The sequence below is a fragment of the Streptomyces venezuelae genome, from assembly GCF_008642355.1.
Classification (GTDB): domain Bacteria; phylum Actinomycetota; class Actinomycetes; order Streptomycetales; family Streptomycetaceae; genus Streptomyces; species Streptomyces venezuelae_B.
In genome coordinates, this window is the sequence record NZ_CP029193.1 from 5108139 (window position 1) to 5127057 (window position 18919).

An 18919-nucleotide genomic window follows, 5' to 3' on the forward strand; every position below is an offset into this window, starting at 1 on the left:
AGAGTTCCGGCCCGGCCCGTCGGTGTACGCGTCTGCTGCGGGTCAGTCCTTGATCTCGCAGATCACCGCGCCGGACGTCAGGCTCGCGCCGACCTCCGCGGTGAGGCCCTTGATCGTGCCCGAACGGTGCGCGTTCAGGGGCTGTTCCATCTTCATGGCCTCCAGGACGACGACCAGGTCGCCCTCGTTGACCTCCTGGCCCTCCTCGACCGCGATCTTGACGATCGTGCCCTGCATGGGCGAGGCGAGGGTGTCGCCGGACGCCGCGGGGCCCGACTTCTTGGCCGCGCGCCGCTTGGGACGGGCGCCGCCCGCCGCCGCGGTGCGCGCGATGGTCATGCCGAGCGAGGACGGCAGGGAGACCTCGAGGCGCTTGCCGCCGACCTCGACGACGACCGTCTCGCGGCCCGGCTCCTCGTCCGTCTCGGCGTCCCCGGTGGCCGTGAACGGCGGGATCTCGTTGACGAACTCGGTCTCGATCCACCGCGTGTGGACCGTGAACGGGTCGGTCGAGCCGGTCAGTTCGGGCGCGAACGCCGGGTCCGTGACGACGGCACGGTGGAAGGGGATGGCCGTGGCCATGCCCTCGACGTCGAACTCCGCCAGGGCCCGCGAGGCACGCTGCAGCGCCTGCTCACGCGTCGCGCCGGTGACGATCAGCTTGGCGAGGAGCGAGTCCCAGGCCGGACCGATGACCGAGCCGGACTCGACGCCCGCGTCCAGGCGGACACCGGGGCCCGACGGCGGCGCGAAGGTGGTGACGGTGCCGGGCGCGGGCAGGAAGTTGCGGCCCGGGTCCTCGCCGTTGATGCGGAACTCGAAGGAATGGCCGCGCAGTTCGGGGTCGCCGTAACCGAGCTCCTCGCCGTCGGCGATGCGGAACATCTCGCGGACCAGGTCGATGCCGGAGACCTCCTCGGTGACCGGGTGCTCCACCTGGAGACGGGTGTTGACCTCCAGGAAGGAGATCGTGCCGTCGACGCCGACGAGGAACTCGACGGTGCCCGCGCCGACGTAGCCGGCCTCCTTGAGGATCGCCTTGGAGGCGGCGTACAGCTCGGCGTTCTGCTCGGGGGTGAGGAACGGCGCGGGCGCCTCCTCGACGAGCTTCTGGTGGCGCCGCTGCAGCGAGCAGTCACGGGTCGAGACGACCACGACGTTGCCGTGCTTGTCGGCGAGGCACTGGGTCTCGACGTGCCGCGGCTTGTCGAGGTAGCGCTCCACGAAGCACTCGCCGCGGCCGAACGCCGCCACGGCCTCGCGCACCGCGGAGTCGTACAGCTCCGGGACCTCTTCGAGCGTGCGGGCGACCTTCAGACCGCGGCCGCCACCGCCGAACGCCGCCTTGATGGCGATCGGCAGGCCGTTCGCCTCGGCGAAGGCGACGACCTCGTCGGCGCCGGACACCGGGTCGGGCGTGCCCGCGACCAGCGGGGCGCCCGCGCGCTGCGCGATGTGCCGCGCGGCGACCTTGTCGCCGAGGTCACGGATGGCCTGCGGCGGCGGGCCGATCCAGTTCAGGCCCGCGTCGATGACGGCCTGCGCGAAGTCGGCGTTCTCCGAAAGGAAGCCGTAGCCGGGGTGGATGGCGTCCGCCCCCGCGTCCTTGGCCGCGGCCAGCACCTTGGAGATGTCCAGGTAGCTGGTGGCCGGAGTGTCACCGCCCAGCGCGAACGCCTCATCGGCTGCCCGTACATGCAGCGCGTCCCTGTCAGGGTCTGCGTAGACGGCTACGCTCGCGATCCCTGCATCCCGGCATGCCCGGGCAACGCGGACAGCGATTTCGCCACGGTTGGCGATGAGCACCTTGCGCACGATGGCTCCCTCCTTGAAACAAGCCGAGTTTAGGGACTGCCGACACGGCCTTACGACCCGTCCCCAATGGTGAGCTTGCCCACACGGAGTGTCACTCGAGACCGGCTAGGTTCGCGAAAACCCTTGTCGCACCGCGGTACGCAGGGTCCCTCCACGGCAGCGTAGCCCTCCGATGTGGTCAAGGTCTCTGTGAGTCAGCGCTGCGGACGCGCGGCTTTCTTTGTGGAGTCCCTACGAATGGCCCAATGATTCTTTGCCTGCGGCACAGCTCTTGTCCCGGGGTTTACCCGTTAGTAGCGTTCGCGATGGCTCGAACGTACTAGGGGTAACAGCAACAGCTTGAGCAACAGCAGAGGGAAGTGGGTGGGGCGCCGTGGCGCGCAGACCGGTGGCCTGGGTGGGCGCGATCATTCTCCTGGCGGAGGCGGTCGGCATCGCGCTCCTGAACTGGATCCTCGGCCACGTCGTCGACAACCAGAAGATGTCGCTCGCCGGTCTCGACCCGCACGCGATGACCGTGTCCACCTGGATCGCGGGCGGCCTCTTCGGCGGCTACCTCGCGCTGTGCGGCATCGTCCTGGCCCGCACGGCCGTGCGCGACCGCGCCCCGGGCACCTTCGGCCGCATCCTCCTCATCAGCTGCGCCGTCCTGCACGCGCTCCTGGGTGCCTTCTGCGTCGGCCTGCTGGGCTGGGCCGCGTTCGCGTTCATGATGGTGGTGCTCGGCCTGATCGTCCTGCCGCTCATGGCGTACGAGAGGAAGGCGCAGCAGGACGCCGCGGTGGGCGAGCCGCAGACGGCCTGAGCCGCCGCGGGCGCACGGGCTACTGGTGCCACAACTCCGTGATGCCCACGCCCAGTTCCACGAGGAGGCGGCGCAGCAGCGGCAGCGACAGACCGATGACGTTGCCGTGGTCGCCCTCGATCCCCTCGATGAACGGCGCCGAGCGGCCGTCGAGCGTGAACGCCCCGGCCACGTGGAGCGGTTCGCCGCTCGCCACGTACGCGGCGATCTCGGCGTCGGAGGGCTCACCGAAACGGACGACGGTGGACGCCGTCGCCGACGCGTACCGCCCGGAGACGGTGTCCCGGACGCAGTGACCGGTCTGCAGGACGCCCGCGCGGCCGCGCATGTCCTTCCAGCGGGCGGTGGCTTCCTCGGCGTCGGCGGGCTTGCCGAGGGCCCGGCCGTCCAGCTCCAGGACCGAATCGCAGCCGATGACCAGTGCGCCCTCGGCGTCGGGTCGCGCGGCGACCACGGACGCCTTGGCCTCGGCCAGGGCGAGGGCGAGTTCGGCGGGGGTCGGCGCGGACACCTTGTCCTCGTCGACGCCGCTGACGATGACCTCGGGGGCGAGGCCCGCCTGCCGGAGCAGGCCGAGCCGGGCGGGCGACTGGGAGGCGAGGACGAGACGGCGGGGCTGATCACTCATGCGGTCAGCGTAGCGAGCGCCTCAGCGGGGGTTGCGCCTCAGTGGGGGTGTGCCCCAGTGGACGCTGCGCCTCAGTGGGCGTTGAGCACGAACATCGCGATGACCATCGCCAGGGCGAGGACGAGGCCCGCGCGGCGCATCTTCGCCTGCAGGTCCCGCATGTCCTTCGGAGGATCGTTCTCCGGGTCCGACCACAGCATGCAACCGATACTGCGGCCTGGCGGGCCGGGGCGCCTGAGTACGCGTACTCAAGTTCCCCGGACCCGGACCGTCACGGTCGCCCTAGCCGGGCCAGTAGCTGCGGCCCCACGCCGTGGGGGAGGGGGCGGGCAGGCGGTGGCGGGCCACCCGCGCGGGATCCGCCCAGGAGTCGGACGGCGCGGGCGCGCCGGACGGTCCGTCCGTCACCGCCGCGGCGCGCACCTGGACCACCGCCAGGGCGGCGGCGAGCTCCTCCGGGGTCGGGTTTCCGCGTACGACCTTGATCATGAGCCCTCCCTGAGGGACTAGAGGGGGATGTTGCCGTGCTTCTTCGGAGGAAGGGATTCCCGCTTCGTCCGCAGCTGACGCAGGCCGCGCACGAGGTGGGAGCGGGTCTCGGACGGCATGATCACCGCGTCGACGTAGCCGCGCTCGGCGGCCGTGTACGGGTTGAGCAGGGCGTCCTCGTACTCCTGGATGAGCCGCGCCCTGACCTCCTCGACGTCGTCCCCGGCCTCGGCGATCGTGCGGCGGTGCAGGATGTTGACCGCGCCCTGCGCGCCCATCACGGCGATCTGCGCGGTCGGCCAGGCCAGGTTCAGGTCGGCGCCCAGGTGCTTGGAGCCCATGACGTCGTACGCGCCGCCGAACGCCTTGCGCGTGATGATCGTGATCAGCGGGACGGTGGCCTCCGCGTACGCGTAGATGAGCTTCGCGCCGCGGCGGATGATGCCCGTGTGCTCCTGCTCGACGCCCGGCAGGAAGCCCGGCACGTCGACGAAGGTGATGACCGGGATGTTGAACGCGTCGCAGGTACGGACGAAGCGGGCGCCCTTCTCCGACGCGTCGATGTTCAGGCAGCCCGCGAACTGCGTCGGCTGGTTGGCGACGATGCCCACCGGGTGGCCCTCGATCCGGCCGAAGCCGGTGAGGATGTTCGGCGCGAACAGCGGCTGCGTCTCGAAGAACTCGGCGTCGTCCAGGACGTGCTCGATGACGCCGTGCATGTCGTACGGCTGGTTCGCGCTGTCCGGGATCAGCGTGTCCAGCGCCAGGTCCTCGTCCGTGGGCTCCAGGTCCGCCTCCTCGGGGAAGGCGGGCGGCTCGCTGAGGTTGTTCGAAGGCAGGTACGACAGGAGCGACTTGACGTATTCGATCGCGTCCTTCTCGTCGCCCGCCATGTGGTGCGCCACGCCCGACGTGGTGTTGTGGGTGCGGGCGCCGCCCAGCTCCTCGAAGCCGACGTCCTCGCCCGTGACGGTCTTGATGACGTCGGGTCCCGTGATGAACATGTGCGAGGTCTGGTCGACCATGACGGTGAAGTCGGTGATCGCGGGGGAGTAGACGGCACCGCCCGCGCACGGCCCGACGACCAGGGAGATCTGCGGGATCACGCCGGACGCGTGGGTGTTCCGGCGGAAGATCTCGCCGTACATCCCGAGGGCCATGACGCCCTCCTGGATGCGGGCGCCGCCGGAGTCGTTGATGCCGATGACCGGGCAGCCGGTCTTCAGCGCGAAGTCCATGACCTTGACGATCTTCTGGCCGAAGACCTCGCCGAGCGCGCCGCCGAAGACGGTGAAGTCCTGCGAGAACACGGCGACCGGGCGGCCGTCGACGGTGCCGTAGCCGGTCACCACGCCGTCGCCGTACGGCCGGTTCTTCTCCAGGCCGAAGTTGGTCGACCGGTGCTGCGCGAACTCGTCGAGCTCGACGAAGGAACCCTCGTCGAGCAGCAGTTCAATGCGTTCGCGCGCCGTCAGCTTCCCCTTGGCGTGCTGCTTCTCGACCGCTCGGGCCGAGCCCGCGTGCTTGGCCTCCTCGATGCGGCGCTGCAGGTCGGCAAGTTTCCCCGCGGTCGTATGGATGTCGATGGCGCCGTCTTCGGCGGTGCGGTCTGACGCGGGCACGTTGGGCTGTTCCGGCTCGGACATCGGGATGCGGCTCCCTGCCTGCTCAAAGGTGCTTGTCTACGGCTGTGCGGCTGGCTACTGGTCCGTAGCGTATCGGCGCCGATACCGTTCGGCAGTGCGGCGTTTACCACACCTAAGGTGGCTTGCATGACGCCGTCAGATGCTGAAGACAACCGCTGGTCCGACCTCGACAGGCCGCCGCTCAACGCGGCCTCGCTCCGTCGGACCCTCCTCAGGGACGGCGGCCTGTGGTCCTCCCTGGACGTGGTGCCCGTCACCGGCTCCACCAACTCCGACCTCGCGGCGCGCGCGGACGAGCTCCCCGAGGGGGCGGTCCTGGTCGCCGAGGAGCAGAGCGCGGCGCGCGGCCGCCTCGACCGCCGCTGGTCCGCGCCCGCGCGCTCGGGCCTGTTCTTCTCCGTGCTGCTCAAACCGGCGGAGGTGCCGGTCGAACGGTGGGGCTGGCTCCCCCTCCTCGCGGGCGTCGCGGTGGCGACGGGCCTCTCCCGTGTCGCCGGCGTCGACACGGCACTCAAGTGGCCGAACGACCTCTTGGTAACGGTCGGTGACCAGGAACGGAAGGCGGGCGGCATCCTCGCGGAGCGAGCGGGCTCCGCGTCCGGCGGCGGCATCGTCATCGGCATCGGCCTCAACGTGACCCTGCGCGAGGACGAGCTGCCCGTGCCGACGGCGGGTTCGCTCGCCCTGGCCGGCGCGAAGGTCACGGACCGGGACCCGCTGCTCCGGTCCGTACTCCGCTCCCTTGAGCACTGGTACACCTCGTGGCGCGACGCGGACGGCGACCCGACGGCCTCCCGCCTCCAGGAGACCTACGCGGCGGGCTGCGCGACCCTGGGCCGCCGGGTCCGAGCGGAACTCCCCGGCAACCGCGCGGTGGCGGGCGAAGCGGTGGCGGTGGACGCCGACGGCCGCCTGATCCTGGCCACGCAGGAGGGCGTCCAGGAACCGGTGGGCGCGGGCGACATCGTCCACCTCCGCCCGGCGACCCCCTGAGGGGTACGGGACAAGGGGCACGCTCTTGGGGGCGCGGGGCACTGCGCGACCGGCCACGACGGACCCGCACCCGCCCGAAGGGCACCCGCACCCGCCCGAAGGGCACCCGCGGCGGATGCGAAGGCGGCCCGCGCGGCGCAGGGTGACCGATACCCCCGTCGTCAAGAAGCGCGTCCCGGGAGTCGGGAGTGAGCTGCGGCACACCTGCCGTAAAGTTGGCGCCGGTCGATACCTGACCGCGGCAGATCGGAAGGGCAGCAGGCGTGACCGTCGACGACACGGGATCGGGCGAGGGCGAGCACCCCGCCCCGGACGGCGGGGACGGCCGTACCCCGGGTCCCGTGGCCGGCCGCGGGAAGGACGGCTTCGGCGTGCCCGAAGTGTCCGACGTGGACGAGAAGAGCGAGGACGACGCGGCGAAGGACCCGCTCGCGCTCCGCCTCGAACAGCTCATCCTCGGCGCCGACCGCCGCTACACCCCCTTCCAGGCCGCCCGCAGCGCGGGCGTCTCCATGGAGCTGGCGTCCCGCTTCTGGCGGGCCATGGGCTTCCCGGACATCGGCCAGGCCAAGGCCCTCACCGAGGCGGACGTACTCGCCCTGCGCCGCCTCGCGGGCCTCGTCGAGGCGGGCCTGCTGAGCGAGGCCATGGCCGTACAGGTGGCCCGGTCCACGGGCCAGACCACCGCCCGCCTCGCCGAGTGGCAGATCGACTCCTTCCTGGAGGGGCTCACCGAGCCTCCCGAGCCGGGCATGACGCGGACCGAGGTCACGTACCCGCTGATCGAGCTGCTCCTGCCCGAGCTGGAGGAGTTCCTCGTCTACGTGTGGCGCCGCCAGCTCGCCGCCGCCACCGGCCGCGTCGTGCAGGCCGCGGACGACGAGGAGATGGTGGACCGGCGCCTCGCCGTCGGTTTCGCCGACCTCGTCGGGTTCACCCGGCTGACCCGGCGCATGGAGGAGGAGGAGCTCGGCGAGCTCGTCGAGGCCTTCGAGACGACCGCGGCGGACCTCGTCGCCGCGCACGGCGGACGGCTCATCAAGACCCTCGGCGACGAAGTCCTCTACGCCGCGGACGACGCGGGCGTGGCAGCGGAGATCGCCCTCCGTCTCATCGAGACGATGGCCAACGACGAGACGATGCCGGAGCTCCGCGTCGGCATCGCCTTCGGCACCGTGACGACCCGCATGGGCGACGTCTTCGGCACGACCGTGAACCTCGCGAGCCGCCTCACGTCGATAGCGCCGCGGGACGCGGTCCTCGTGGACGGCGCGTTCGCGGAGGAGCTGACCCGCACGGGCGACGCGCCCGCCTCCGAGACGCAGGCCGCGGAGGAGGCCGCCGCGGCGGAGAAGGAGGGCGAGGAGCCCCCCTCGTACCGTTTCGCGCTCCAGCCCATGTGGCAGCGTCCGGTCCGCGGTCTCGGCGTCGTCGAGCCCTGGCTCCTGGCGCGGAGAGGCTGAGGAGTCCCTTCCCTCCCGGACCGGCCCGGTGACATGATCCCGGGGTAACGGTCGTTAACCGGAGGTGGAGGAGCGTCATGGGTGACGAGCAGCGGTACGGGGAGTACGTGGCGGTCAGACGGCACGGCCACGTCGTCGAGCTCGTCCTGGACCGTCCCGAGGCGATGAACGCCGTCTCCTCGGAGATGGCCCGCTCCATCGCCGCCGCCTGCGCCGCCCTGTCCGAGGACTCCGACGCCCGCGTCGTCGTCCTGACCTCCACCCACGAGCGGGCGTTCTGCGTGGGCGCCGACCTGAAGGAGCGGAACTCCTTCAGCGACGACGAGCTGCGCCGCCAGCGCCCCACGACCCGCGCCTCGTACACCGGCGTCCTCGACCTGCCGATGCCCACCGTCGCCGCGGTGCACGGCTTCGCACTCGGCGGCGGGTTCGAGCTCGCGCTCTCCTGCGACATCATCGTCGCGGACGGGACCGCGGTCGTGGGACTTCCCGAGGTGTCCGTCGGTGTCATCCCCGGCGGTGGCGGTACTCAGCTCCTGCCGCGCCGCGTGGGCGCCGCCCGCGCCGCCGAGCTGATCTTCTCCGCGCGCCGCGTGGAGGCGGCGGAGGCAAGGGAGTTGGGCCTGGTGGACCTGCTGGTGGCGGAGGGTGAGGCCCGTACGGAGGCGCTGGCGCTCGGCGCCCGCATCGCCGCCAACTCGCCGGTCGGCCTGCGCGCGGCCAAGCGTGCCCTGCGCCTCGGACACGGCCTCGATCTGCGGGCGGGCCTGGAGGTCGAGGACGCGGCGTGGCGGACGGTGGCGTTCTCCGCCGACCGCGCGGAGGGCGTCGCGGCCTTCAACGAGAAGCGGAAGCCGCAGTGGCCCGGCGTGTAGCGGGCGGGTGGCGGAGCCGCGGGGGGGACAGCCCCGCCGCGCTCACGTTCTGTCATGTCTCGACCTTCCAAAATGCGGCAAACCTCCTAATCTGGGGAAATGGGAGAGGATGTCCGGCTGCGGGCCGTGGTCGAGCTGGCGCAGGGAATGGCCGCCGCGCACACTCCGCGCGAGTCCTGGCGGGCGGCCGCTCTCGGCACCTGCCGCGCGCTCAGCGGGAGCTTCGCCGCGCTGTCCGTGTGGGAGCGGGACATGGGCCGGCTGCGGGTCCTCGTGAACGCCGGGCGACGCGTCCACGGCGAGGAGGAGTTCCCGGAGAACGAGGCGTACCCCGTCCACCAGTTCCCGGAGATCACCGAGTTCCTGCACGAGCACTGGGCGGGCGGCGGCGAACCGCACGCCTGGGTCGAGACCGCCGAGGGCCCCGCCGACGCCCGTGAGCCCGGCTACTGCCACCAGCGCGTCGCCGCTCTGCGCCGTCGGGGCCGCGGCTGCTGCGTGGTCGCCCCGGTCGTGCTGCACGGGCGGGCGTGGGGCGAGCTGTACGTGGCGCGGCCCCCGGGCGAGCCCGTCTTCGAGCGGGCCGACGCGGACTTCGCGACGGTCCTCACCGCGGTGGTGGCCGCCGGGATCGCGCAGACCGAGCGCCTGGAGGAGGCGCGCCGCCTCGCCTTCACGGACGCGCTCACGGGGCTCGCGAACCGCCGCGCGGTCGACCTGCGCCTCGACGAGGCGGTGGAGCGGCACCTCGCCGAAGGCGCCGTGGTGAGCCTGGTCGTGTGCGACGTCAACGGGCTCAAGCGGGTCAACGACACCCGTGGCCACGCGGTCGGCGACCGCCTCCTCGAACGCTTCGGGTCGGTCCTCTCGCTCTGCGGCGCGATGCTGCCGGGGACGCTCGCGGCCCGCCTCGGCGGCGACGAGTTCTGCCTCGTCGCGGTCGGCCCCACCGCCGACGAGGTGGTACGGGTGGCGGACGAACTCTGCGTACGAGCGTACGAGTTGGAGCTCGGCGACGGGGTGGCGTGCGGGGTCGCGTCGACCGGGGACCCGATCGGCGCGGTGCGCTCGGCCCGCCGCCTCTTCCGGCTCGCCGACGCGGCGCAGTACCGGGCCAAGGCCGCGCGCGCGGCGAAGCCGGTGGTGGCGGGGCGCGAGGGCGTGGACGACCCGGTGGTCCGGCTCGCGGACGCGCCCGCGGGGGACCCTCGGACGGGGGAGCGGCGCGCGTTCCGGGGGCGGGGGCCGCGGCCCACCGGCGGCTGACGGCGGCTTTCGGCGCCATGAGCATGATCAGTTAGGGTGTGCCGCGCCCGCTCCGAGCCGGGCCGCGCGGTACGCGGGACCGCTGAAGCCCGCACGGGGGAGCGGACGTTGAGCGATCAGCACCATGGCCACGGGTACGCGACGTACGACGGGGATCCGGCGGCGTACAACGGCACCCCGGCCCCGTACGACCCGCCGCACCCCCGGCCCGCCCGCGGTGTCCGCGGTGCCGCTTCCCAGCCGCTCAACCTCGCCCGACGCTTCGGCAGCCCCGACCGGCCCGGCGCCGTCGAGGACCGCACCATCACCGCCCTGCAGTCCGGACGTACGCTCCTCGGGCTCGGCGCGACCGTGTGGCTCGTCTTCGCCTACCCGCTGCGTCAGGGGCGCGAGGAGTTCGTCATGGGCAAGGTCGAGGACCTCCTCGTCGCCGCGGGCCTCGCGGTCGTCGCGATCCTCGTCGCCGCCACGCTCTTCATCGGCCTCGCCGACGCCTCGCTGCGCCGCGTCTACCTGCGCCGCGCCGTCCAGCCGCTCGGCACGCTCCTCGCGCTCGCGGCAGGCGCGGGCGTGGTGTGGCTCTGCTGGTACGTGCTGCGCGAGGGCCTCGGGCTCACCGACAACCAGGGCGCGTTCCTGGAGGTCCTCTTCTACCACCTGCTCTCCTTCGCCGCCGGACTCGCCGCCCTCGTCGGCGTCCTGGTCGGCCTGCTCTACACGATCGCGCTGCTCGTGTACGCGGTGAACAGCTGCTTCCGCGCCGGGGCGATCCACGAGCTCCTGCCTCCCGTCCTCTCACCCGTGCTGCTGTGGGGCCTCGCGGTCCTGCAGTACTTCGACGACGCCGCGGTGGCCGCGCCTCCCGCCGTGCTCCACGCGTTCATGCTCGGGGCGCCGGTCTCGGTGACCGCGCTGTCCGTGTGGGAGATCCGCAGGCTCCGCACCCGCTACGGCATGACGTTCCGCGGGGCGCTGGGACGAGGCTGACCTCGCGGTAAGTGGCTCCCGTCGATTCCACCCGTGACACCTGGCGATTCAGTCCGTACGCTGCTGAATATGGATATGCACAGCGTGGGCACCGTGGCCCTTGGGACCTCCGGGACGACCGCGGCGGACGTCATCGCCGTCGCGCGCGGCAACGCACGGATCGAACTCACCGCCGACGCGCTGGCGGCCCTCGCCGCCGCCCGCGAGATCGTCGACGCGCTCGCGGCCAAGCCCGAGCCCGTCTACGGCGTCTCGACCGGCTTCGGCGCCCTGGCCACCCGCCACATCGGCCCGGACCTCCGCGCCCAGCTGCAGCGCAACATCGTTCGCTCGCACGCGGCCGGCATGGGCCCGCGGGTGGAGCGCGAAGTGGTGCGCGCGCTGATGTTCCTGCGGCTCAAGACGGTCTGCTCCGGCCACACCGGCGTACGCCCCGAGGTCGCGCAGACCATGGCCGACGTGCTCAACGCGGGCATCACGCCCGTCGTCCACGAGTACGGCTCCCTCGGCTGCTCCGGCGACCTCGCGCCGCTCAGCCACTGCGCGCTGACGCTCATGGGCGAGGGCGACGCCGAGGGCCCCGACGGGGAGGTGCGGCCCGCCGGCGAACTGCTCGCCGCGCACGGCATCACGCCGGTCGAGCTGCGCGAGAAGGAGGGCCTCGCCCTCCTGAACGGCACCGACGGCATGCTCGGCATGCTCGTGATGGCCCTCGCCGACCTGGAGACGCTCTACAAGTCGGCCGACATCACCGCGGCCCTCACGCTGGAGGCGCTGCTCGGCACGGACAAGGTCCTCGCGCCCGAGCTGCACGCCATCCGCCCGCACCCGGGCCAGGCCGCCTCCGCGGCCAACATGCTGGCGGTGCTCGCCGGTTCGGGCCTCACCGGCCACCACCAGGACGACGCGCCGCGCGTCCAGGACGCGTACTCCGTGCGGTGCGCGCCGCAGGTCGCGGGCGCGGGCCGGGACACGATGGCCCACGCGCGGCTCGTCGCCGAGCGCGAGCTGGCCGCTGCCGTCGACAACCCCGTCGTGCTTCCCGACGGCCGGGTCGAGTCCAACGGCAACTTCCACGGGGCCCCGGTCGCGTACGTCCTGGACTTCCTCGCGATCGCTGCGGCCGACCTCGGCTCGATCGCCGAGCGCCGCACCGACCGGCTGCTCGACAAGAACCGCTCGCACGGCCTGCCGCCGTTCCTCGCGGACGACGCGGGTGTCGACTCGGGCCTCATGATCGCCCAGTACACGCAGGCCGCGCTGGTCAGCGAGATGAAGCGGCTCGCCGTCCCGGCCTCCGCCGACTCCATCCCGTCCTCCGCCATGCAGGAGGACCACGTCTCCATGGGCTGGTCCGCGGCCCGCAAGCTGCGCACCGCCGTCGACAACCTCACCCGCATCGTGGCGATCGAGCTGTACGCCGCCACGCGCGCCGTCGAACTCCGCGAGGGCCTCACCCCCGCACCGGCGACGCAGGCGGTCATCGAGGCCGTCCGCAAGGCGGGCGTGGAGGGTCCCGGGCCGGATCGTTTCCTCGCGCCGGACCTGGCGGCGGCGGACGCGTTCGTCAGGTCGGGCGAGCTGGTGACGGCGGTCGAGCCGGTGACGGGGCCGCTGGCCTAGCGCGAGGGCCGTCTACCGGACCGGGAAACCGAAGGTGTAGCCCTGCGCCTTCAGCCGGGGGAGCAGCCGGCGCAGGGCCTCGACGGTCTGGGTGCGGTCGCCGCCCGCGTCGTGGAAGAGGAGCGTCGGACCGCCCGGCAGCTCACGCTCGACGGTCGCGACGATGGCGTCCGTGCCCGGCAGCTCGAAGTCCTTGGTGTCGACGTTCCAGCCCAGCGGGCGCATGCCGCGGTCGGCGGCGAGCTTGCGGCTGTACGGGGTGAACGCGCCGCCGGGCGCGCGGTAGTACATGGGGCGGACGCCGCCGGACGCCTTGGTGATCATGCGTTCGGCGTCGAGGATCTGCTTCGCCTGGTAGGCGTTGGACTCCTTGTCCATGCCGGTGTTGTGCGAGATCGAGTGGTCGCAGAGGCGGTGCCCGTCCGCGACGACCTTCTTCACGACGTCGGGGTGGGCCTGCGCCTGCGTCCCCACCATGCAGAACGTGGCCTTGACCCCGTTCTGCCGCAGCAGGTCGAGCATCTGAGGGGTCCACTTGGGGTCGGGGCCGTCGTCGATGGTGATGTTGATGCCGCGCTTGCCCTGCTCCGAGGCGTGCGCGATGGTCCTCGACACCGGCTTCACGTTCTGGCCCGGGTCGGCGGGCGCGGTGGCCTCCGGCGGCGCGTCGTCCACGTCACCGGCCTGCGCGGTCCACACGGAAGCGCCGGTGGCGAGCATCGTCACCCCGAGTGCCGCCCCGATCAACCTGCCGTACCAGCCCCGCCCGCCGCTGTGCCGTGCCATGCCCGCCCCTCTCACCAGATCCTCGTCGTTTCCCCCGGTCGCCGCCGTGCGGCCACCCGGCAGGACGAGTCAGGGAGGCGAGAGGATGCGTCTGTTACGGATCACGGACAATTCCGCAGGAGATCACTGACAATCCCGCCGGAGACCGATCATCGACATCAGCAGCTCGTGGGTCTCCGCGTCGGCCGCCGCCACGAGCCCGCGTCCGCCCTCACCGGGTGCCGCGCCGTCAACTCCGGTGACCACGCAGCCCGCCGCCCGGCACAGGGCGATACCGGCCGCGAAGTGCACGCTCCCCGACAGGTCCCCGCCGTCGGTGACGTACGCGGCACGCCGGCCCGCCGCGACCCAGGCGAGCGCCAGCGACGTCGACACGACCCGCGGCCGGAACCGCGCGGCGAACTCCGGGTGGGCCAGCAGGTCCACGCCGCGGAAGCCGGGCGCGCTCGGGAAGGGCGGGTCGAGGTTGACGTCGACGAGCCGGGTGCCGGGGGAGGGGACCAGCGGCGCGTCGGCCCCGCCGTCCCGCACCCACGCGGACGTCCCGTCCGTGTGGAACACCTCGCCGCCGAACGGGTCCGCCACCGCCGCCGTCACCCCCGCCGCCGTGTCGCGCAGCGCCACGTTGACGGCGACGAGCATGGTGCCGACGGCGTAGTTCAGGGTTCCGCACAGCGGGTCCACCAGCCACTCGCGCGCGGCGTCGGCGGCGCCGCGCCGCCCGCCCTCCTCGCCGAGCACGGTGTCGTCCGGCCGCGCCGCCCGTATGACGTCGAGGATCGCCTGCTCGGCCGCCACGTCGGCCTCGGTGGCGAAGTCGCCCGCGCCCTTGTCGATGCGGGCGAGCCGTCGGCCGTACAGGCCCCGTACGACATCCGCCCCGGCACGTGCCGCGGCGACCGCGACATCCGTGTCACCGGGACACGTCTCTGTGGTGATCATCGCCGCAGCGTAGCGACCCGGGGCGCGGCCACTCCCCGTGACAGGGTGGCCGGATGACAGCGAACCGGCCGCACCCGCCGTCCGACCTCATGACGGCGAAGGCACTCGTCTACGACCCCTGCGGATTCACCTGGTCACAGCCGCGGCCCGAGCCGGAGGGCGCCGACTACGCCGCCCACGCACTCACCCTCGACGGGGCGCGCGTCCGTTACCGCGAGGCCAGGACCACGCCGACGAAGCCCGGCCAGTTCGTCACCGTCTGGAAGAGGTCCGCCGCCGGGCCCATCCAGCCCTTCGACGACACGGACCCCATCGACCTCTTCGTCATCGGCAGCCGCGACCAGGGCCACTTCGGCCAGTTCGTCTTCCCCCGGGAGGCGCTGCGCGCGCAGGGTGTCGTGGCGACGAACGGCTCCGGCGGGAAGCGCGCCTTCCGGGTCTATCCGCCCTGGGTGACCACCGCCAACCGCCAGGCGGAGAAGGCACAGTCGTGGCAGGTGGAGTTCTTCCTGCCGTTGCGCGAGCCCGTGGACCTGGCCCGCGCCCAGGGGCTCTACCGGCGCACGGCTCAGTAGGAGACCTTGCCGCCGCTCGTGCGCTCTCTGCGGGCCGAGAAGGCGACGAATCCCGCGCCGAGGCTCAGGAACGCGGTGCCCCCGACGACGTAGGGGGTCGTGTCGAAGCCGCCCGTCTCCGCGAGGCGGTCGGAGGCCTCGGTGGTCGTCTCCGAAGCGGTCTCGGACGTGGTCCCGGATGCGGTCGTGTGCTGGGAGGCGGCGTTCTCGTTCCGGGGGGCCTCGTGGGTCGCGGGCGACGTCGCGTTGGCGGAGGGGACGAAGCACAGGGCGCCGAGGAGGGCTCCGGCGGCGGCGGTGGTCAGCAGTGATCGGCGTGCGGACACGGAATCGGATCCCCCTTGTGGCGCTGGCGAATTGGCCGTGTGGGGCGATGCTAATGAAAGGTGCGGGTCGCGGGAAAGTCGCGAGGTCCGGGGGCCGTACCCTCCGTCGTATGACTGGAGACGAGACATCACGGTTTGTACGGCTCAAGGTTGAAATGGTCGTCGAGGTGGGTGACGCGGAGAAGCTGACCGCCGCCGCCCTCGGCCACATCGCCGGGGACGAGCAGATGCCCGCCGAGGAGCGGGCGCACGCCGAGACCGCGGTCCAGGAGGACGTCGCCGAGGCACTCGCCTACCTCGTGGACCCCTTCGACCTGGTCAGCCAGGTGCCGGGCACCGAGCTCACCCAGGCTTCGTGGAGCAGCGAGTCGGTCGACTACGACCCCGACGCACCGGAGTGGGACCCGGACGAGGATGATGACGAGGACGACGACTTGTAGTCCGGATTGAAGAATGCGGAATCGGGAACCCCGGGCAGCAACCGCCGCCCGGGGTTCCGTCGTCTCACCCCGCACGGTCCGCCTCCCCGGCCCGAGGGGGCGACGGGAGCCCGAGGGGGGACGGGAGACAATTCCAGTACCGGGAACGTGGTGTTCCCCACACTCTTCGCGGTAGTGGAACGGGACGAACCGGGCAGGACGTTATGCGGGATTACGGGGGACTCTCGGGGTTGATTCTGGGATTCGGCAACTATGGAGATGCGTGTGATGACGGACAGTAGGCCTCGTAGGCTCGGACGTGGGCGCAGGAGCGCCGCGGCCGTGTCCGCTCTGGTGAGCGGCGTGCTCGTGCTCTCGGCATGCAGCAGCGACGACGGCGACAAGGCTTCGGGCGGCAAGGAGTCGCAGAACCAGGTCGACGAGGCGGCGGCGAAGAAGACCTCTGCCGCCCAGATCAAGATCGCGCCCAAGAACGGCTCCGACAACGCAAGCATCAACAGCGCGGCCGCTGTCACGGTGAGCGAGGGAACGCTCACGGACGTGACGATGAAGTCCGACGACGGCACCGCCGTCGCCGGCGAGATATCCGCGGACAAGAAGAGCTGGAAGCCCAGTGCCCAGCTGGAGCGCGCCACGAAGTACCGGATCTCGGCGACCGCCAAGGACTCCGAGGGCCGCAAGGCGCACGAGAACTCGGCGTTCACGACGGTCTCGAAGGCCAACAGCTTCATCGGCAACTTCACGCCCGAGGACGGCTCCACCGTCGGCGTGGGCATGCCCGTGTCGATCAACTTCGACAAGGCGATCACGAACAAGAAGGAAGTCCAGTCCGCCGTCAAGGTCTCGTCCAGCAGCGGACAGGAGATCGTCGGCCACTGGTTCGGCGCGAACCGCCTCGACTTCCGGCCCGAGAAGTACTGGCAGGGCAACTCCACGGTCACCCTGAAGCTGAACCTCGACGGCGTCGAGGGCGCCGACGGGGTCTACGGCGTGCAGCAGAAGACCGTCCAGTTCAAGATCGGCCGCAACCAGGTCTCCATCGTCGACGCCAAGACGAAGCAGATGAAGGTGACCCGGGACGGCAAGGTCGTCAAGACCATCCCGATCTCCGCGGGCTCGCCCGAGAACAAGACGTACAACGGCAAGATGGTGATCTCCGAGAAGTTCAAGGAGACCCGGATGGACGGCGCGACCGTCGGCTTCAAGGACGGCGACGGCAAGGGCGAGTACGACATCAAGGACGTCCCGCACGCCATGCGCCTGTCGAGCTCCGGCACGTTCATCCACGGCAACTACTGGGGCTCGCCGTCCATCTTCGGCGGCGCCAACACCAGCCACGGCTGCATCGGCCTCCAGGACGCCAAGGGTGCGAACGACAAGAGCACGCCGGGCTCCTGGTTCTACGAGAACTCGATCACCGGTGACGTCGTCGACGTCCGCAACACCGGCGACAAGACCATCGCTCCGGACAACGGTCTCAACGGCTGGAACATGGACTGGGCGCAGTGGAAGGCCGGTTCGGCGCTCTGACCCGCGGTTCCCGCGCCACGTCGCACGGAAGCGGCCCGCACCCCCTTGTGGGGCGCGGGCCGCTTCCGCGTCCGGCTCTCACGCCGCGGCCGGCGTGAAGACCGCGCTGACCTCGTACGGCCGGTCCATCGTCATCGTCACGTTCTCGTCCGTGATCTCGTGGCGCCTGCCGTCGACGATCCAGGCGCTGACGCGGTAGCCGGCGGCGGGCTTCGCCGTGAGGCCCACCGTGGTGCCGGGGGTGTAGGGCCCGTGGACGGCGGGGCGGACCGTGCCGTTCGGGCTCGCGGCGAGCGTGAGCCGGTGCCGGGCGCGGGTCGCCTTCAGCGTGCGGTAGCCCGCCACGACGGGAGCGGACCTCCGGGCCAGCGCGGCGTTGTCGTTGTTCTCGTCGCCGAGGGGCTGGCCCTCGATGGTGTTCTCGGTGTTCGAGTACTGGTTGACGGGCTTGCAGGGCTGCCCGCAGCTGTGCGCGTACGCCATCACGGTGTGGTGGTCGCGGCGCGGGGTGATCCATCCGGTGCCGCTGGGGGAGTTCAGGTACTCGCGGTAGCCCTCCGGCCCCGCCTGCCGTTCGAGCGTGGCGCGGTCGTGGAACAGGCCCAGGTTGTGGCCGAGTTCGTGGCCGAGGTTGTACCACTTGGTGAGGGACTCGACGTCGACGGCCGAGTACGCCAGCTCGTCGTCGAACTGGCCCTTCGTGGGGAGGCTGGCCTGGCCCGACGAGCCGACGGGGACGTCGTTGACCACGGTGACCAGGTCGACGCCGAGCTCCTCGCGTTTGCGGTGCGCGGTCGCGCCCAGCTCGCGGTCCTGCGGGTCGGAGAGCTTCTCCAGCATCTCGGCGGCCGTCTGGTCGCCGCTGTACCCGGTGTCGTACGTCTCGACGATGTCGATCCTCGCCGCGATGTCGCTGTCCGCGAGGGCCTGGTTCATGTAGGACTCGGCCATCCCGATGCGCGCCGCCATCGCCTGCTCCCCGCCCACCCGCCGTACCGCGGGTGGCGTGTACCCGGCGAGGACGTCGATGACGACGGGGTTCGCCGGATCGGCCGGGGCGCGGTGGGTGAGGGAGTCGTGCAGGTCGCGGGCCGCGCGGTCGTCGAGGGCGCCGTTGTCGGCCGCGGGGCGGCGGCGCGCGCCGGGGTCCTCCTCCGTGATCCGCAGGCGCGGGCGGTCGCCGTCGGACAGGGTGGTGAGGTGGTACGTGCGGGTGCCGAGGTCGATCATGGCGTCGACGACGGGCTCGGGGCGGAGGGGGCGGGTCTCCACGGCGGGGCGGGTGCCCTTCGCGGGCCGGCACACGTGGCTCGCCGAGATCACCGCCTGCTGGTCCGGCGCCCCCTTCACGTGGCCGAACCACGTGATGGTGTCCCCGTTCGCCGAGCGGCCGTCCTGGACGAGGGTGATCCGTACGCCGCGGAAGAGGTCGAGGGCGTGCTCGGGGGCCCGGCCGAAGCCGCCGGACGCGCACAGCCACTGGTAGTCGGCGACGTCGAGGGCGACGGTGCGCTCCCGCAGGACGTCCTTCCCGTGCGCGGCGGGGCGCGGGTCCGAGGGGCGTGGGTCCGACGGGTGGGGTTCGGCCACCGCGGCGGCCGTGGACAGGGTGAGGGCGGCGGCACAGAGGCAGGCCAGCCGGATCGAGCCGCGGGGGCGCGAGGAGGGCGTCGGGATCATGGCGCTTGTCGTTCCACTGCGGGGGTGGGCGGCAATCGCGGGCCCGGGTA

Annotated in this window: 19 protein-coding genes; 10 read left to right on the top strand and 9 right to left on the bottom strand. The window is 72.0% G+C overall.

All coding sequences use genetic code 11. The features are described 5' to 3' along the window. Window positions 1–42: 42 nt before the first annotated feature. Window positions 43–1815 (bottom strand): acetyl/propionyl/methylcrotonyl-CoA carboxylase subunit alpha, encoded by a 1773-nt coding sequence (locus tag DEJ47_RS23800; protein ID WP_150171442.1) that lies wholly within the window; start codon window positions 1813–1815, stop codon window positions 43–45. A 373-nt stretch (window positions 1816–2188) separates the two neighbouring features. Between DEJ47_RS23800 and DEJ47_RS23805 the strand changes: the two genes are divergently transcribed. Continuing rightward, on the top strand, window positions 2189–2620 hold the full coding sequence (locus DEJ47_RS23805) for a hypothetical protein (protein WP_150171444.1): 432 nt from the start codon (window positions 2189–2191) through the stop codon (window positions 2618–2620). A 19-nt stretch (window positions 2621–2639) separates the two neighbouring features. On the opposite strand, the gene DEJ47_RS23810 is transcribed toward DEJ47_RS23805, so the two are convergent. From DEJ47_RS23810 to DEJ47_RS23820, 4 genes are all read right to left on the bottom strand, one after another. Then, complete coding sequence (locus DEJ47_RS23810; protein ID WP_150171446.1) at window positions 2640–3248, bottom strand: nucleoside triphosphate pyrophosphatase; 609 nt, start codon at window positions 3246–3248, stop codon at window positions 2640–2642. A 71-nt stretch (window positions 3249–3319) separates the two neighbouring features. Continuing rightward, window positions 3320–3448, bottom strand: a complete 129-nt coding sequence (mmpB, locus tag DEJ47_RS37410; protein WP_263398901.1) for a morphogenic membrane protein MmpB — start codon at window positions 3446–3448, stop codon at window positions 3320–3322. Between the two features lie 82 nt (window positions 3449–3530). Next, window positions 3531–3737: an acyl-CoA carboxylase subunit epsilon gene (locus tag DEJ47_RS23815; protein ID WP_150171448.1), complete on the bottom strand. Its 207-nt coding sequence runs from the start codon at window positions 3735–3737 to the stop codon at window positions 3531–3533. 17 nt (window positions 3738–3754) lie between these two features. Next, window positions 3755–5383 (bottom strand): acyl-CoA carboxylase subunit beta, encoded by a 1629-nt coding sequence (locus tag DEJ47_RS23820; protein ID WP_161237081.1) that lies wholly within the window; start codon window positions 5381–5383, stop codon window positions 3755–3757. A gap of 126 nt (window positions 5384–5509) precedes the next feature. Here DEJ47_RS23820 and DEJ47_RS23825 point away from each other — a divergent pair, with 126 nt between their 5' ends. The 6 genes from DEJ47_RS23825 to hutH all read left to right on the top strand — a co-directional run bounded on the left by DEJ47_RS23825 (window position 5510) and on the right by hutH (window position 12590). Next, window positions 5510–6376, top strand: a complete 867-nt coding sequence (locus DEJ47_RS23825; protein ID WP_150171450.1) for a biotin--[acetyl-CoA-carboxylase] ligase — start codon at window positions 5510–5512, stop codon at window positions 6374–6376. Between the two features lie 263 nt (window positions 6377–6639). After that, complete coding sequence (locus tag DEJ47_RS23830) at window positions 6640–7839, top strand: adenylate/guanylate cyclase domain-containing protein (RefSeq protein WP_150171452.1); 1200 nt, start codon at window positions 6640–6642, stop codon at window positions 7837–7839. A 77-nt stretch (window positions 7840–7916) separates the two neighbouring features. Continuing rightward, window positions 7917–8714: an enoyl-CoA hydratase/isomerase family protein gene (locus DEJ47_RS23835; protein WP_150171454.1), complete on the top strand. Its 798-nt coding sequence runs from the start codon at window positions 7917–7919 to the stop codon at window positions 8712–8714. Window positions 8715–8813: 99 nt separating this feature from the next. Then, the gene (locus tag DEJ47_RS23840) at window positions 8814–9980 is read left to right on the top strand and encodes a sensor domain-containing diguanylate cyclase (protein WP_150171455.1); all 1167 of its coding nucleotides are present in this window, start codon (window positions 8814–8816) and stop codon (window positions 9978–9980) included. 108 nt (window positions 9981–10088) lie between these two features. Continuing rightward, window positions 10089–10967 carry a hypothetical protein gene (locus DEJ47_RS23845; protein ID WP_150171457.1) on the top strand — a complete coding sequence of 293 codons (879 nt, stop codon included), beginning with the start codon at window positions 10089–10091 and terminating at the stop codon, window positions 10965–10967. Window positions 10968–11051: 84 nt separating this feature from the next. Then, the gene (gene hutH / locus DEJ47_RS23850) at window positions 11052–12590 is read left to right on the top strand and encodes a histidine ammonia-lyase (RefSeq protein ID WP_398335929.1); all 1539 of its coding nucleotides are present in this window, start codon (window positions 11052–11054) and stop codon (window positions 12588–12590) included. Between the two features lie 12 nt (window positions 12591–12602). Here the strand turns inward: hutH and DEJ47_RS23855 are convergent, their stop codons facing one another. Together DEJ47_RS23855 and DEJ47_RS23860 are read right to left on the bottom strand one after the other, a co-directional pair. Beyond that, window positions 12603–13376 (bottom strand): polysaccharide deacetylase family protein, encoded by a 774-nt coding sequence (locus DEJ47_RS23855; protein WP_150171459.1) that lies wholly within the window; start codon window positions 13374–13376, stop codon window positions 12603–12605. A gap of 123 nt (window positions 13377–13499) precedes the next feature. Next, entirely contained in the window at window positions 13500–14318 is an 819-nt protein-coding gene (locus tag DEJ47_RS23860) for an inositol monophosphatase family protein (RefSeq protein WP_150171461.1), read from the bottom strand. Window positions 14319–14371: 53 nt separating this feature from the next. Between DEJ47_RS23860 and DEJ47_RS23865 the strand changes: the two genes are divergently transcribed. Further along, window positions 14372–14893, top strand: a complete 522-nt coding sequence (locus DEJ47_RS23865) for a MepB family protein (protein WP_150171462.1) — start codon at window positions 14372–14374, stop codon at window positions 14891–14893. Here DEJ47_RS23865 and DEJ47_RS23870 read toward each other — a convergent pair. Then, window positions 14887–15219 (bottom strand): LAETG motif-containing sortase-dependent surface protein, encoded by a 333-nt coding sequence (locus tag DEJ47_RS23870; protein WP_150171464.1) that lies wholly within the window; start codon window positions 15217–15219, stop codon window positions 14887–14889. The genes DEJ47_RS23865 and DEJ47_RS23870 overlap by 7 nt on opposite strands. Window positions 15220–15329: 110 nt before the next feature. Here DEJ47_RS23870 and DEJ47_RS23875 point away from each other — a divergent pair, with 110 nt between their 5' ends. Together DEJ47_RS23875 and DEJ47_RS23880 are read left to right on the top strand one after the other, a co-directional pair. After that, entirely contained in the window at window positions 15330–15659 is a 330-nt protein-coding gene (locus DEJ47_RS23875; protein WP_150171466.1) for a hypothetical protein, read from the top strand. A gap of 267 nt (window positions 15660–15926) precedes the next feature. Beyond that, window positions 15927–17189: an Ig-like domain-containing protein gene (locus DEJ47_RS23880; RefSeq protein WP_150171468.1), complete on the top strand. Its 1263-nt coding sequence runs from the start codon at window positions 15927–15929 to the stop codon at window positions 17187–17189. 78 nt (window positions 17190–17267) lie between these two features. Here DEJ47_RS23880 and DEJ47_RS23885 read toward each other — a convergent pair whose 3' ends face one another. Continuing rightward, entirely contained in the window at window positions 17268–18869 is a 1602-nt protein-coding gene (locus DEJ47_RS23885; protein WP_150171470.1) for an InlB B-repeat-containing protein, read from the bottom strand. Window positions 18870–18919 lie beyond the last annotated feature (50 nt).

Excerpts from the sequence above, each read along its gene's own strand:
- DEJ47_RS23810 (WP_150171446.1), bottom strand. The coding sequence starts at position 3,248 with ATGAGTGATCAGCCCCGCCGTCTCGTCCTCGCCTCCCAGTCGCCCGCC.
- mmpB (WP_263398901.1), bottom strand. The coding sequence starts at position 3,448 with ATGCTGTGGTCGGACCCGGAGAACGATCCTCCGAAGGACATGCGGGAC.
- DEJ47_RS23815 (WP_150171448.1), bottom strand. The coding sequence starts at position 3,737 with ATGATCAAGGTCGTACGCGGAAACCCGACCCCGGAGGAGCTCGCCGCC.
- DEJ47_RS23820 (WP_161237081.1), bottom strand. The coding sequence starts at position 5,383 with ATGTCCGAGCCGGAACAGCCCAACGTGCCCGCGTCAGACCGCACCGCC.
- DEJ47_RS23825 (WP_150171450.1), top strand. The coding sequence starts at position 5,510 with ATGACGCCGTCAGATGCTGAAGACAACCGCTGGTCCGACCTCGACAGG.
- DEJ47_RS23835 (WP_150171454.1), top strand. The coding sequence starts at position 7,917 with ATGGGTGACGAGCAGCGGTACGGGGAGTACGTGGCGGTCAGACGGCAC.
- DEJ47_RS23840 (WP_150171455.1), top strand. The coding sequence starts at position 8,814 with ATGGGAGAGGATGTCCGGCTGCGGGCCGTGGTCGAGCTGGCGCAGGGA.
- DEJ47_RS23855 (WP_150171459.1), bottom strand. The coding sequence starts at position 13,376 with ATGGCACGGCACAGCGGCGGGCGGGGCTGGTACGGCAGGTTGATCGGG.
- DEJ47_RS23860 (WP_150171461.1), bottom strand. The coding sequence starts at position 14,318 with ATGATCACCACAGAGACGTGTCCCGGTGACACGGATGTCGCGGTCGCC.
- DEJ47_RS23865 (WP_150171462.1), top strand. The coding sequence starts at position 14,372 with ATGACAGCGAACCGGCCGCACCCGCCGTCCGACCTCATGACGGCGAAG.
- DEJ47_RS23875 (WP_150171466.1), top strand. The coding sequence starts at position 15,330 with ATGACTGGAGACGAGACATCACGGTTTGTACGGCTCAAGGTTGAAATG.
- DEJ47_RS23880 (WP_150171468.1), top strand. The coding sequence starts at position 15,927 with ATGACGGACAGTAGGCCTCGTAGGCTCGGACGTGGGCGCAGGAGCGCC.
- DEJ47_RS23885 (WP_150171470.1), bottom strand. The coding sequence starts at position 18,869 with ATGATCCCGACGCCCTCCTCGCGCCCCCGCGGCTCGATCCGGCTGGCC.